The organism is Paraburkholderia sp. PGU19 (genome assembly GCF_013426915.1).
In the GTDB taxonomy this organism is placed as follows: domain Bacteria; phylum Pseudomonadota; class Gammaproteobacteria; order Burkholderiales; family Burkholderiaceae; genus Paraburkholderia.
On the sequence record NZ_AP023179.1, the window covers coordinates 991,302 to 1,003,816 of the forward strand.

Annotated in this window: 12 protein-coding genes; 11 read left to right on the forward strand and 1 reads right to left on the reverse strand. The window is 62.2% G+C overall.

Translation table 11 applies throughout. The annotated features are described in order from the left end of the window. Window positions 1-46 precede the first annotated feature (46 nt). The 10 genes from cmk to cysM all read left to right on the forward strand — a co-directional run bounded on the left by cmk (window position 47) and on the right by cysM (window position 10,064). Window positions 47-733 (forward strand): (d)CMP kinase, encoded by a 687-nt coding sequence (gene cmk / locus H1204_RS04505; protein WP_180721829.1) that lies wholly within the window; start codon window positions 47-49, stop codon window positions 731-733. Between the two features lie 150 nt (window positions 734-883). Then, window positions 884-2,614: a 30S ribosomal protein S1 gene (gene rpsA / locus H1204_RS04510; RefSeq protein WP_054934080.1), complete on the forward strand. Its 1,731-nt coding sequence runs from the start codon at window positions 884-886 to the stop codon at window positions 2,612-2,614. A 22-nt stretch (window positions 2,615-2,636) separates the two neighbouring features. Next, window positions 2,637-2,960, forward strand: a complete 324-nt coding sequence (locus H1204_RS04515) for an integration host factor subunit beta (RefSeq protein WP_180730053.1) — start codon at window positions 2,637-2,639, stop codon at window positions 2,958-2,960. Window positions 2,961-3,354: 394 nt separating this feature from the next. After that, window positions 3,355-3,648 carry a LapA family protein gene (locus H1204_RS04520; RefSeq protein WP_007576449.1) on the forward strand — a complete coding sequence of 98 codons (294 nt, stop codon included), beginning with the start codon at window positions 3,355-3,357 and terminating at the stop codon, window positions 3,646-3,648. A gap of 54 nt (window positions 3,649-3,702) precedes the next feature. After that, window positions 3,703-4,878 carry a lipopolysaccharide assembly protein LapB gene (gene lapB / locus H1204_RS04525; protein WP_180730055.1) on the forward strand — a complete coding sequence of 392 codons (1,176 nt, stop codon included), beginning with the start codon at window positions 3,703-3,705 and terminating at the stop codon, window positions 4,876-4,878. A 90-nt stretch (window positions 4,879-4,968) separates the two neighbouring features. Further along, on the forward strand, window positions 4,969-6,381 hold the full coding sequence (locus H1204_RS04530) for a UDP-glucose/GDP-mannose dehydrogenase family protein (RefSeq protein ID WP_180730057.1): 1,413 nt from the start codon (window positions 4,969-4,971) through the stop codon (window positions 6,379-6,381). After that, window positions 6,338-7,339, forward strand: coding sequence for a D-glycero-beta-D-manno-heptose-7-phosphate kinase (gene rfaE1, locus H1204_RS04535; RefSeq protein WP_243468554.1), 1,002 nt, complete (start codon window positions 6,338-6,340; stop codon window positions 7,337-7,339). The genes H1204_RS04530 and rfaE1 overlap by 44 nt, the downstream gene beginning before the upstream one ends. Before the next feature lie 77 nt (window positions 7,340-7,416). After that, the gene (rfaD, locus tag H1204_RS04540) at window positions 7,417-8,409 is read left to right on the forward strand and encodes an ADP-glyceromanno-heptose 6-epimerase (RefSeq protein WP_180730058.1); all 993 of its coding nucleotides are present in this window, start codon (window positions 7,417-7,419) and stop codon (window positions 8,407-8,409) included. 76 nt (window positions 8,410-8,485) lie between these two features. Continuing rightward, a complete protein-coding gene (locus tag H1204_RS04545) occupies window positions 8,486-8,854 on the forward strand; it encodes a helix-hairpin-helix domain-containing protein (RefSeq protein ID WP_042314510.1) in 369 nt (122 codons plus the stop codon). 307 nt (window positions 8,855-9,161) lie between these two features. After that, window positions 9,162-10,064 carry a cysteine synthase CysM gene (cysM, locus tag H1204_RS04550; RefSeq protein WP_180730060.1) on the forward strand — a complete coding sequence of 301 codons (903 nt, stop codon included), beginning with the start codon at window positions 9,162-9,164 and terminating at the stop codon, window positions 10,062-10,064. Window positions 10,065-10,148: 84 nt separating this feature from the next. Here cysM and mltB read toward each other — a convergent pair whose 3' ends face one another. Next, window positions 10,149-11,357, reverse strand: a complete 1,209-nt coding sequence (gene mltB, locus H1204_RS04555; protein ID WP_180730062.1) for a lytic murein transglycosylase B — start codon at window positions 11,355-11,357, stop codon at window positions 10,149-10,151. 206 nt (window positions 11,358-11,563) lie between these two features. Between mltB and H1204_RS04560 the strand changes: the two genes are divergently transcribed. Then, window positions 11,564-12,487, forward strand: a complete 924-nt coding sequence (locus tag H1204_RS04560; RefSeq protein ID WP_180730064.1) for a histone deacetylase family protein — start codon at window positions 11,564-11,566, stop codon at window positions 12,485-12,487. The last annotated feature ends 28 nt before the right edge of the window (window positions 12,488-12,515 follow it).

Here is a 12,515-nt window from a genome sequence, read left to right on the forward strand (position 1 = left end):
CCGTCTTGACAACATTCGCTGCCTGTTCCCACGGGCGACTTTCTCGATGAAACCGACCCGTCCCTTTCACCAGACGCCCGTCATCACGATCGACGGCCCGACCGCATCCGGCAAAGGCACCGTGGCCGCCGTGGTGGCCGCCGAACTCGGCTTTCACCTGCTCGATAGCGGCGCGCTGTACCGGCTCGCCGCGCTTGCCAGCGTCCGTTACAACATCGCCGCCGACGATGCCGACGCACTTGCAAACCTGATCGGCGAGCTCCATATCACTTTCCGCGAGGGCATTGCGCAACTGGACGGCGTCGACGTATCGACCGACATCCGCGCCGAGGAAGTCGGCAACCGCGCGTCGGCAATCGCCGTTCATGCGCCCGTCAGAGCCGCTTTGGTGGCCCGTCAGCGGGCCTTTCGCAAGCAGCCGGGCCTGGTCGCGGACGGCCGCGACATGGGCACGGTGATCTTTCCGGACGCCGTCCTGAAGGTGTTTTTGACGGCCAGCGTCGAGGCTCGCGCGGCCCGCCGGCATAAGCAATTGATCCAAAAAGGATTTTCTGCTAATATGGATGACTTGCTCCGGGATTTGCGTGAACGCGACGAGCGCGATAGCAAGCGCACAGCCGCGCCGCTCAAGCCCGCAGCGGATGCACAGCTCCTCGATACCTCGGCATTGTCGATCGACCAGGCGGTCGAACAGGTGACGCAGTGGTACAAGGCGCTGGTTCCGCAAAGCTGAACGCGGAATCTCGCATCGAAGTGTTTTTTTGTTGTTGTGTAGGTGCCTCGTGAGCAACACGAAGCGATTGTTTAACCCTTAACCCCGTATGGCTTTCGCTCCTTTGCCGTAGTGATGAACCGTGACGGTTCACCTGACGCTGCGAGAACCATGCAAATTCAGATTTTTATGTCCGACCTGCAAACCTCTACCCCGAATACCGAATCTTTTGCGGCTCTGTTCGAAGAGTCGCTGACCAAGCAAGACATGCGCGCTGGCGAAGTGATCTCCGCCGAAGTCGTGCGTGTCGACCACAACTTCGTGGTCGTCAACGCTGGTCTCAAGTCCGAAGCCTACATCCCGCTCGAAGAGTTTCTGAATGACGCGGGCGAGGTAGAAGTGCAGGCGGGCGACTTCGTTTCCGTCGCGATCGACGCGCTGGAAAACGGCTACGGCGACACCATCCTGTCGCGCGACAAGGCGAAGCGTCTGGCTTCGTGGCTGTCGCTGGAAAAGGCCCTCGACAACAACGAACTCGTGACGGGCACCATCACGGGCAAGGTCAAGGGCGGCATGACCGTCATGGTCAACGGCATTCGCGCATTCCTGCCGGGCTCGCTGGTCGACACGCGCCCTGTGAAGGATACGACGCCGTACGAAGGCAAGACGCTGGAATTCCGCGTCATCAAGCTGGACCGCAAGCGTAACAACGTCGTGCTGTCGCGCCGCGCTGTCATCGAAGCGACGCAAGGCGAAGAGCGCGCAAAGCTGCTCGAAACGCTGAAGGAAGGCGCGATCGTCGAAGGCGTGGTCAAGAACATCACCGACTACGGCGCGTTCGTGGACCTCGGCGGCATCGACGGCCTGCTGCACATCACCGACATTGCATGGCGTCGCGTGCGTCACCCGAGCGAAGTTCTGTCGGTTGGCCAGGAAGTCACCGCAAAGATCCTCAAGTTCGATCAAGAGAAGAACCGCGTCTCGCTCGGTATCAAGCAACTGGGCGACGATCCGTGGGAAGGCATCTCGCGCCGTTACCCGTCGGGCACGCGTCTGTTCGGCAAGGTCACGAACATCACCGACTACGGCGCGTTCGTTGAAGTCGAATCGGGCATCGAAGGCCTTGTCCACGTTTCGGAAATGGACTGGACGAACAAGAACGTTGCGCCGTCGAAGGTTGTCCAGCTGGGCGACGAAGTCGAAGTCATGGTTCTCGAAATCGACGAAGACCGCCGCCGTATCAGCCTCGGCATGAAGCAATGCAAGCCGAATCCGTGGGATGACTTCAGCCGCAACTTCAAGAAGGGCGACAAGATCCAGGGCGCAATCAAGTCGATCACCGACTTCGGTGTCTTCATCGGTCTGCCTGGCGGCATCGACGGTCTGGTTCACCTGTCGGACCTGTCGTGGTCGGAAACGGGCGAAGAAGCTGTCCGCAAGTACAAGAAGGGCGACGAAGTGGAAGCGATCGTTCTCGGCATCGACGTCGAGAAGGAACGTATTTCGCTGGGTATCAAGCAGCTCGAAGGCGACCCGTTCAGCAACTTCGTTGCAATGAACGACAAGGGTTCGATCGTTGACGGCGTGGTCAAGACGGTTGACGCGAAGGGTGCAGTGGTTCAGCTGACGGCGGACGTCGAAGGCTACCTGCGCGCTTCGGAAATCGCACAAGATCGCGTGGAAGACGCTCGCAACGTGCTGAAGGAAGGCGACAAGGTCAATGCGATGATCATCAACATCGACCGCAAGTCGCGTGGCATCAACCTGTCGATCAAGGCGAAGGATTCGGCTGAGCAACAGGAAGCGATTCGCGGCCTGGCAGCTGACACCAGCTCGGCAGCCAGCGGCACGACGAACCTGGGCGCGCTGCTGAAGGCCAAGCTCGACGGCCAGAATCAGTAAGCCTTAAGGGGTCTGCTGCAGTATGACCAAATCAGAATTGGTCGCCCAGCTGGCTACGCGATTTCCGCAACTTGTCCTCAAGGATGCGGATTTCGCGGTGAAGACGATGCTCGATGCGATGTCGGACGCTCTGGCGAACGGCCATCGCATCGAAATTCGCGGCTTCGGCAGCTTCGGCCTGAACCGCCGTCCATCCCGCGTCGGGCGCAACCCGAAATCGGGCGAAAAGGTGTTGGTGCCGGAGAAATTCGTGCCGCACTTCAAGCCTGGCAAGGAATTGCGCGAGCGCGTCGATCGTCGTGCGGGCGAGCCTTTGAAAGCTGAATCCGAGGACGACGATCTCTAAGCCGGCTCTGTGTTGTATTCGCAGTTCAGGTTGAAGCTCGCCGTGGCTACGTCAGTCAGACGGCATTGACCAGAAAAAGCGCCTTAGGGCGCTTTTTTTTCGTCCGTTGTCAGGACGTTGGTCGTCGCCATTGACCGTACGAGGACATGGTTGACACCTCTGCCTTCCGGGCGAATCGGCCTTGTGCGTTCCCCGATGCGCGCAAGGCAGCAATCCGCCGATTGCGCACCATTTTCAAGCGGATAAACGACAGTAAGGCATCGCGATCCGCACGGCTGTGCCAGTCGTCTTAGGCTTCATTTACAATACGGGTCACTTCGGCGCGGGCAAACACCGTGGCGCGACGCGTCATCAAGCCGGCGTCATCCCGCAACCGCCGTCAAGAGATCAATACATGAAATTTATCGTCTGGCTGATTCGCGTGCTGGTGTTCGTGCTGCTGCTGGTGCTTGCACTGTCCAATACGCAAAGCGCTACGCTGAATTTCCTCGCCGGGTATTCGTGGCAGGCGCCGTTGATTCTGATCGGCCTGGCGTTCTTCGTCGTGGGCCTTCTGGCCGGTCTCGTGTCGTCGCTGCCGGCAATGTTCCGGTTGCGGATGGAAAACGGCCGGCTCAAGCGCGAACTGCGCGTGGCGCGCGAAACGCCCGCTGTCGTCGAAGAGCCGCCTATGCCGCCGCTCATCTAGCCCTTTCACGCCGCGCGCCACTCGCGCGGCCTCTTTCGCACTCCGCACATTCGCATGGATCTAGACCTCTGGTGGCTGCTCGTCATACCCGTCGCGTTCGCGTTCGGCTGGGTGGCTGCGCGTTACGACCTCAAGGCGCTGTTGTCCGAAAGCGCCAACCTGCCGCGTTCTTATTTTCGCGGACTAAACTTTCTGTTGAACGAGCAGCCGGACCAGGCCATCGACGCCTTCATCGAAGTCGTCAAGCTCGATCCGGAAACGATTGAACTGCACTTCGCGCTCGGCAACCTGTTCCGCCGCCGCGGTGAAACGGATCGCGCGATCCGCGTGCATCAGAACCTGCTGAGCCGCGCGGACTTGCCCGTCAACGAGCGCGATCACGCGCTGTACGAACTCGGGCAGGACTTCCTTAAGGCGGGCCTGCTGGACCGCGCGGAAGAGACGTTCAAGGCCCTGCAATCGGGCGACTACGCACTCGGCGCGCAGCGCTCGCTGCTCACGATCTATCAGATCGAGAAAGACTGGAACAAGTCGATCGATACCGCGCGCCGGCTTGAAACGATGGGCGCGGCGTCGCTCGATAAGGAAATCGGCCACTTCCATTGCGAACTCGCACAAGAAGCGCTGCAGCAGAAGAACCCGGACGAAGCCCGCCGTCAGCTGGATCTCGCATTGAAGGCGTATCCGCAGAACGTGCGCGCGACGATCCTGTTCGGCGACGTCGATGCGGCGGCCGGCGAGCACGAAAAGGCGATCGAACAGTGGCTGCATGTGGAGCAACAGAATGCGGCGTATCTGCCGCTCGTCGCTGAAAAGCTGATGAAGGCCTACGAAGCGCTTGGCCGTCAGGAAGCGGGCGCGGATCTGCTGACGACGTGGGTGGACCGTTATCCGTCGAATGATCTGCTCGACGTCGCGTATCAGCATGTGTCGGCGCTGCGCGGTCCCGAAGCGGCGCACGCGCTCGCGCGCACGCAGATGCAGAAGTCACCGAATCTCGCCGGCATGACGCGCCTGCTCGAAGCACAGCAGGCGGTCGCCGAAGAACCGCGCCGCAGCGAACTGGAGTTGATGCGCACGCTGATCCGTCAGCGCACCAAAAATCTGCCACGGTACACGTGCCAGAATTGCGGCTTCCGGGCGCGCCTGTTCTATTGGCAGTGTCCGGGCTGCAGCGGTTGGGAAAGCTATGCGCCGCGCCGCGTCGAGCCGATCACGGCGTCGAGCTGAGGTCAGGCACCCGCATGAACGCAGGCAGCAAAGCCGTCACGCAGCATCGAAGCGTTGAACATTGAACCGGCTCCATCTACCGGGAAGCGTATGAAAATCACTATTATCGGCACGGGTTACGTAGGTCTCGTCACGGGCGCATGTCTTGCCGAAGTCGGCAACGACGTTTTCTGTCTGGACGTCGATCCGCGCAAGATCGACATTCTCAACAACGGCGGCATGCCGATCCATGAGCCGGGCCTGCGGGAGATCATCGCGCGCTCGCGCGCAGCGGGGCGCATCACGTTTTCGACCGATGTCGAGGCGAGTGTCGCGCACGGTGAGATCCAGTTCATCGCCGTGGGCACGCCACCCGACGAAGACGGCTCCGCCGACCTGCAATATGTGCTCGAAGCGGCCCGCAACATCGGCCGCACGATGAACGGCTTCAAGGTGATCGTCGACAAGTCGACGGTGCCCGTCGGCACTGCGCAGCGCGTGCGCGCGGTGATCGCGGAAGAACTGGAGAAGCGCGGTCTCGCGGACAGCGCGCAGCATCGGTTCTCGATCGTGTCGAATCCGGAGTTCCTGAAGGAAGGCGCAGCCGTCGACGACTTCATGCGGCCGGACCGTATCGTCGTCGGCGTCGACAATGACGAAGACGGCGACAAGGCGCGCGAGAAGATCCGCCGCCTGTACGCGCCGTTCAACCGCAATCACGAGCGCACGCTTTACATGGATGTGCGCTCGGCCGAATTCACGAAGTACGCGGCTAACGCGATGCTCGCCACGCGCATCTCGTTCATGAACGAGATGGCAAATCTGGCCGATACGGTCGGCGCGGACATCGAAGCCGTGCGCCGCGGCATCGGCTCGGACCCGCGCATCGGCTATCACTTCCTGTACGCGGGCGTCGGTTATGGCGGCTCGTGCTTTCCGAAGGACGTGCAGGCGCTGATCCGCACGGGCAGCGAGATGGGCCACAGCCTGCGCATTCTGGAAGCCGTCGAAGAAGTGAACCACGAGCAGAAGGAAGTGCTCGTGCGCAAGATCACGGACGCGCTCGGCGAAGATCTGAGCGACCGCACCTTCGCTGTGTGGGGTCTCTCGTTCAAGCCGAATACCGACGACATGCGCGAGGCGCCGAGCCGCCGCGTAATCGCGCAACTGCTCGCGCGCGGCGCGACGGTGCGCGCGTACGATCCCGTCGCGACGGCGGAGGCAAAGCGCGTATTTGCACTCGATCTCGCCAGCGCGCCCGATCACCAGGCGCGCCTGCACTTCACGAGCACGCAGGACGAAACGCTCGCGGGCGCCGATGCACTCGTCATCGTCACGGAATGGAAGGAGTTCAAGAGCCCGGACTTCACGCACCTGAAGGCCGAGCTGAAAACGCCGCTGATTTTTGACGGCCGCAATCTGTACGAACCCGAAGCGATGTCCGAACTCGGCATCGACTATCACTCGATTGGACGTCCGTATGCACGACCCGCTGAACATTCATCCGACTCCGACCGTGCCTGAGGGCGCGACGCTTGCACCCGAGGTGGGCGTCATCGCGCGCGAACGGCTGGCGGCGGCGCGCGTGCTGGTGGTCGGCGATGTGATGCTGGACCGTTACTGGTTCGGCGACGTCAATCGTATTTCGCCGGAAGCGCCCGTGCCCGTAGTGCTGGTGCAAAAGCAGGAGGACCGGCTGGGCGGCGCGGCGAACGTCGCGCGCAACGCGGCGGCGCTCGGCGCGCAGGCGGGCCTGCTGTGCGTGGTCGGCCATGACGAGCCGGGCGAGCGCGTCGTACAACTGCTCGGCGATAGCGGCGTCGCGCCGTATCTGGAGCGCGACCCGGAATTGCCGACGACGATCAAGCTGCGCGTGCTGTCGCGTCAGCAGCAACTGTTGCGCGTCGACTTCGAAAAAGCGCCCGCGCACGAAGCGCTGCTCGCCGGCCTCGCTCGCTACGACGCGTTGCTGCCCACTCATGACGTGATCCTGATGTCGGACTACGCGAAGGGCGGCCTCACGCACGTCACGCAGATGATCGCGAAGGCGCGCGCGGCGGGCAAGCCGGTGCTGGTCGATCCGAAGGGCGACGACTGGGAGCGCTATCGCGGCGCGACGCTGATCACGCCGAACCGCGCGGAGTTGCGCGAAGTGGTCGGGCAGTGGAAATCCGAAGCCGATTTGCACACACGCGTGGCGAAGCTGCGCGCCGAGCTCGATCTGAAAGCGCTGCTGCTCACGCGCTCGGAAGAGGGCATGACGCTCTTCTCCGACGAAGGCGTCTTGCACGCGGCGGCTGTAGCTCGCGAAGTGTATGATGTGTCCGGCGCAGGCGACACCGTGATCGCGACGCTCGCCGTGATGCTTGGCGCGGGCCTGCCGCTCGACGAAGCCGTGTCGCTCGCGAATCGCGCAGCGGGAATCGTGGTCGCCAAGCTCGGTACGGCCACCGTCGACTACGACGAACTCTTTCATCATTGATGCCGCGCGCGCCAGCTTGATTGCGCGGCGCGCGGTTCATTTCCGCATCCGTTGACTCTCATTACAGCAGGACGATCATGACACTCATCGTCACCGGCGCGGCTGGTTTTATCGGCAGCAATATCGTCAAGGCGCTCAACGAGCGCGGCGAAGACCGCATCATCGCCGTCGACAATCTGACGCTCGCCGACAAATTCAAGAATCTCGTCGATTGCGAAATCGACGACTATCTCGACAAGACCGAATTCGTCGAGCGCTTTGCGCGCGGCGACTTCGGCAAGGTGCGTGCGATTTTCCACGAAGGCGCCTGTTCGGACACGATGGAAACCGACGGCCGCTACATGATGGATAACAACTTCCGCTATAGCCGCGCAGTGCTCGATGCGTGCCTCGCGCAAGGCGTGCAGTTTCTGTATGCGTCGTCGGCGGCGACGTATGGCGGCTCGACACGCTTCGTCGAAGAGCGCGAGGTCGAAGCGCCGCTCAACGTATATGGCTATTCGAAATTCCTGTTCGACCAGGTGATCCGCCGCGTGCTGCCCACGGCGAAGAGCCAGATCGCAGGGTTTCGCTACTTCAACGTGTACGGGCAGCGCGAAGCGCACAAGGGGCGCATGGCGTCCGTCGCGTTTCACAACTTCAACCAGTTCCGCGCCGAAGGCAAAGTCAAGCTGTTCGGCGAGTACAACGGTTACGCAGCGGGCGAGCAGACGCGCGATTTCGTCTCCGTCGAAGACGTGGCGAAGGTCAACCTGTATTTCTTCGATCACCCGGAGAAGTCGGGCATTTTCAATCTGGGCAGCGGACGCGCGCAACCGTTCAACGATATCGCGTCGACGGTCGTCAACACGCTGCGCGTGCTCGACGGTGAAGTCGCGTTGTCGCTGCCGGAACTGGTGCAGCGCGGGCTGATCGAATACGTGCCGTTCCCCGATGCACTGCGCGGCAAGTATCAGTGCTTCACGCAGGCCGATCAGACGAAGCTGCGCGCAGCGGGCTACGACGCGCCGTTCCTGACCGTGCAGGAAGGCGTCGACCGCTACGTGCGTTGGCTATTCGGCCAGGTGTAAATCGTTCGTACACCTCTCTACACTGGAGTCTCCCGGTTGGTGATCGTCACCAGCCGGTGTTTCAGGGAGATTCCACATGTTCAAAAAAATCCTCGTCACGGCGGCCATGCTCGCCGCTTTCGGCCAGGCGTTCGCGTCGGTCGACGTCAATTCCGCTAACGAATCCGCGCTGCGCGGCATCAAGGGCATTGGTCCCGCGAAGGCGAAAGCCATTCTCGACGAACGCGCCGCGCACGGTCCGTTCAAGGACGCGGCGGATCTCAGCAAGCGGGTCAAGGGTCTGGGCGGTCATACCGTCGAGCGTCTGCAGGCTGAGGGCCTCGCTGTCGGTACGTCGGGCGCTGGTGCGACGGCTGTCGCTGCTGCTGGCGCACAGGCTGCGGGGCCGAACACGAAAGCTGCGCCCGCTGCGAAGAACGACACGGCCGTGGTGGTCAAGAAGTAGCCTATTGATCTGACCGCATGAAGCGGGCGCCCGATGCGTGTCTCCGCGTGCGGCGGGCGTTCGTTCTGAGCTTCGACTCTTCATGGGCGGGGTTGCCACAAACCTCCCTTCAGCCGTCATTCAGATGACTGGCTCCCGCGGCAGATCCAGCCTGCCGCGGTTTTTTGCGTTTCTGCGGTCGCCTCGCAAGACGACGAAGCGGCCCGATGGCATCCATGTGTGCATCAGGGGCAGCCGGCAGCACGACGCCCGGTAGTTTAGAATCGATGGATTCAAGACTTCGCGCACCGTCACAGCACGCACCGATATGGCTTACAAAACGATTGAAGACACGATCGGCAATACGCCCCTCATTCAGCTCGTCCGCCTCGTGGACGACGACATCCGCAGCCGCAACAACGTGGTGCTCGGCAAGCTGGAGGGCAACAATCCGGCCGGTTCGGTGAAAGACCGCCCGGCACTTTCGATGATCAAGAAAGCGGAACAGCGCGGACGCATCAAGCCGGGCGACACGCTGGTCGAAGCGACGAGCGGCAACACGGGCATCGCGCTCGCGATGGCGGCGGCGATCAAGGGCTACAAGATGATCCTGATCATGCCCGAGGATCTGTCGCTGGAGCGCCGTCAGAGCATGGCCGCATATGGCGCGCAGATCCTGCTGACGCCCGTCACGGGCGGCATGGAGTACGCACGCGATCTCGCCGAGCAGATGCAGCGCGAAGGCAAGGGCATCATCCTCGACCAGTTCGCCAATCCGGATAATCCGCTCGCACATTACGAAGCGACGGGCCCCGAAATCTGGCGCGACACGGAAGGCCGCATCACGCACTTCGTATCGGCGATGGGCACGACGGGCACGATCATGGGCGTGTCGCAGTATCTGAAGGAACAGAATCCGGGAATCGAAATTATCGGCGCGCAGCCGGAAGAGGGCTCGCGCATTCCGGGCATCCGCAAATGGCCGGAAGCGTATCTGCCGAAAATTTTCGACCGCAGCCGCGTCGATCGCGTCGAGAACGTGAGCCAGGCAGCGTCGGAGGCGATGGCGCGCCGGATGGCGGCTGTCGAAGGCGTGTTCTGCGGCATTTCGTCGGCGGGCGCGTGCGAAGTGGCGCTGCGCATCGCGCGCCAGGTCGAGAACGCGACGATCGTGTTCATCGTCTGCGATCGCGGCGACCGTTATCTGTCGACGGGTGTGTTCCCTGCGTGACGCAACTCGCCGCGTGCGGCGATGTCAGTAAAAGAAAACGCCGGCGGAAGCCGGCGTTTTCGCATGGATTGAAAACGTGAGCGACTATTGCGACTCTGCGGGCGTCGACGCATTGCCGGCTTCCGTCGCGGCCATCTGCGCCTTCACGCGCTCGCCAAGCTGATACACGGCCAGCGCATAGAAAAAGCTGCGGTTGTAGCGCGTGAGCACATAGAAGTTCTTCAGGCCCAGCGTGTATTCCGTCGGCCGGCCCGGCGAAGGCAGATCGACGACAGTCACGGGCGTGCCCGCTTCCGCCGTCGTATCGAGCCCAGGCTGATTCATCAGCATGCCCGCCTTCAGCAGTTGCTGCAGCGACCAGCGCGGCTCCGGCGCGCCCGTCGCGGCCGCTTGCGCGATGCCGAGGCTGCCTGTATCGGTAGCGATATTCCACACGACGGGGCGGCCCGTTTCCCAGCCGTTCTTGTTCAGATAATTCGCGACGCTGCCGATCGCATCGGCTTGACTGGTGCGCAGATCGATCCGCTTGTTGCCGTCGTAATCGACCGCGTATTGAACGATGCTGCTAGGCAGAAATTGCGGAATGCCGATCGCGCCCGTGTACGAACCGAGTACGGTGGTCGGATCGATTTGAGAATCGCGCGTCCACACCAGGTAGTCTTCGAGATTCTTGCGGAACGTGATCATCCGGTCCGCGCGATTCGGCGTGTTCGGGTAATCGAACGAGAGCGTGGTCAGCGCGTCGAGCACGCGGAAGTTGCCCATGTAGCGTCCATAGATCGTCTCGACGCCGATAATCCCGACGATCACTTCAGGCGGCACGCCATATTGCTCGTACGCGCGTTGCAGCGTCGCCTGGTTCGCGCGCCAGAACTTCACGCCAGCGTTGATGCGTACCGGGTCGAGAAAGCGCCCCTGATACACGCGCCAGTTCTTGACCGACGGCGTCGGCGACGGCGTCACGAGCTTCACGGCCGTCGCTGAATAGCTGACGCGCGCGAACAGCGCATGCAGTGCCGCCGGATCGAAGCCCCGACGCGCGGCCATGTCGTTGATGAACGAATCGACATCGGCGTTGTTCGCGTAGCGCTGCGGAACGATCTCTTCTTCGAACGTCTGTCCTTGCGACGGTTGCTCGGGCTGTCCTTGCGCAAGCTGCACGCGCGGCTTGCTGACGGTCTGCGCCGAAGCCGGGCCGACTCCCGCGAACGCGCACCATGCGATGGACAGTGCGGCGGCTACAGTCGTTGCGCGTAGCCGATAGTGTGCGGACGGAGCAAGCTTGACGGTCATGGTGAACTGGGATGTGGGCGGGCAAAAAAAGTTACGGGGCAGTATACCCGACGGGGTTCGCGAAACTGTGCAGAAGCGTTGCGGCATCACGGTCTCGGCGCATCGTGTGGTAACTTCGTAGTATTCGCGCAACCTGCTTGCGTCAATGGACGGAGACATGCAACGCGCTTTCGCACTTCGCGAGGCGCGCTGCCCGAAATCAAAACATGGCAACCGGTTTCTTTTCACACGCAGACTGTCTGCAGCATGAGATGGGTCAATGGCATCCCGAATGCCCGGCCCGGCTGCAGGCGATCGAAGACCAGCTGATCGCGAGCCGCATCGGCGAGCTGATCGAGCGCGAGTCCGCGCCGCTTGCCGACGAAGCCGCGCTGTTGCGCGTGCATACGAAGGCGCACGTCGACTTCATCCGCGAGCGCGCGCCGAGCGAGGGCTACGCGGAGATCGATCCCGACACGTCGATGAACCCGCATACGTGGAACGCGGCGTTGCGCGCAGCGGGCGCGGCTGTCGCGGCGACGGATGCCGTCATCGAAGGTCGTTACGACAACGCGTTTTGCAGCGTGCGGCCGCCGGGTCATCACGCGGAGCCGGCGCGCGCGATGGGCTTCTGCTTTTTCAACAACGTCGCGATTGCCGCGCGTCATGCGCTCGACGTGCATAGACTCGAGCGTGTCGCGATCATTGATTTCGACGTGCATCACGGCAACGGCACCGAGGCCGCTTTTTCCAACGACTCGCGCGTGCTGATGTGCAGCATCTTCCAGCATCCGTTTTATCCGTTCACGGGCGCCGATAATCAGGCGCCGAACATGTGCAATGTGCCGATTGCCGCACGCTCGAAGGGCATGGTCGTGCGCGAGGCCGTCGACATGATCTGGCTGCCGCGTCTCGACGCATTCAAGCCGCAGATGCTGTTCGTGTCGGCGGGTTTCGACGCGCATCGCGAGGACGATCTCGGCAACATGGCGCTCGTCGAGGACGACTATGCGTGGATCACGGAGCAGATTCGTCAGGTTGCGGCGAAGTACGCGAAAGGGCGCATCGTCAGTTGTCTGGAAGGCGGCTACAACCTGTCGGCGCTGGGGCGCAGCGTCGTCGCGCACGTGCGGGCGCTTGCCGATATCTGAACGCAGGCGCCGAGCATCGGAAGAGAGA

Bases quoted from the DNA above. Each gene is read 5' to 3' on its own strand.
- cmk (WP_180721829.1), top strand. From the start codon at position 47: ATGAAACCGACCCGTCCCTTTCACCAGACGCCCGTCATCACGATCGAC.
- rpsA (WP_054934080.1), top strand. From the start codon at position 884: ATGCAAATTCAGATTTTTATGTCCGACCTGCAAACCTCTACCCCGAAT.
- H1204_RS04515 (WP_180730053.1), top strand. From the start codon at position 2,637: ATGACCAAATCAGAATTGGTCGCCCAGCTGGCTACGCGATTTCCGCAA.
- H1204_RS04520 (WP_007576449.1), top strand. From the start codon at position 3,355: ATGAAATTTATCGTCTGGCTGATTCGCGTGCTGGTGTTCGTGCTGCTG.
- lapB (WP_180730055.1), top strand. From the start codon at position 3,703: ATGGATCTAGACCTCTGGTGGCTGCTCGTCATACCCGTCGCGTTCGCG.
- H1204_RS04530 (WP_180730057.1), top strand. From the start codon at position 4,969: ATGAAAATCACTATTATCGGCACGGGTTACGTAGGTCTCGTCACGGGC.
- rfaE1 (WP_243468554.1), top strand. From the start codon at position 6,338: ATGCACGACCCGCTGAACATTCATCCGACTCCGACCGTGCCTGAGGGC.
- rfaD (WP_180730058.1), top strand. From the start codon at position 7,417: ATGACACTCATCGTCACCGGCGCGGCTGGTTTTATCGGCAGCAATATC.
- H1204_RS04545 (WP_042314510.1), top strand. From the start codon at position 8,486: ATGTTCAAAAAAATCCTCGTCACGGCGGCCATGCTCGCCGCTTTCGGC.
- cysM (WP_180730060.1), top strand. From the start codon at position 9,162: ATGGCTTACAAAACGATTGAAGACACGATCGGCAATACGCCCCTCATT.
- mltB (WP_180730062.1), bottom strand. From the start codon at position 11,357: ATGACCGTCAAGCTTGCTCCGTCCGCACACTATCGGCTACGCGCAACG.
- H1204_RS04560 (WP_180730064.1), top strand. From the start codon at position 11,564: ATGGCAACCGGTTTCTTTTCACACGCAGACTGTCTGCAGCATGAGATG.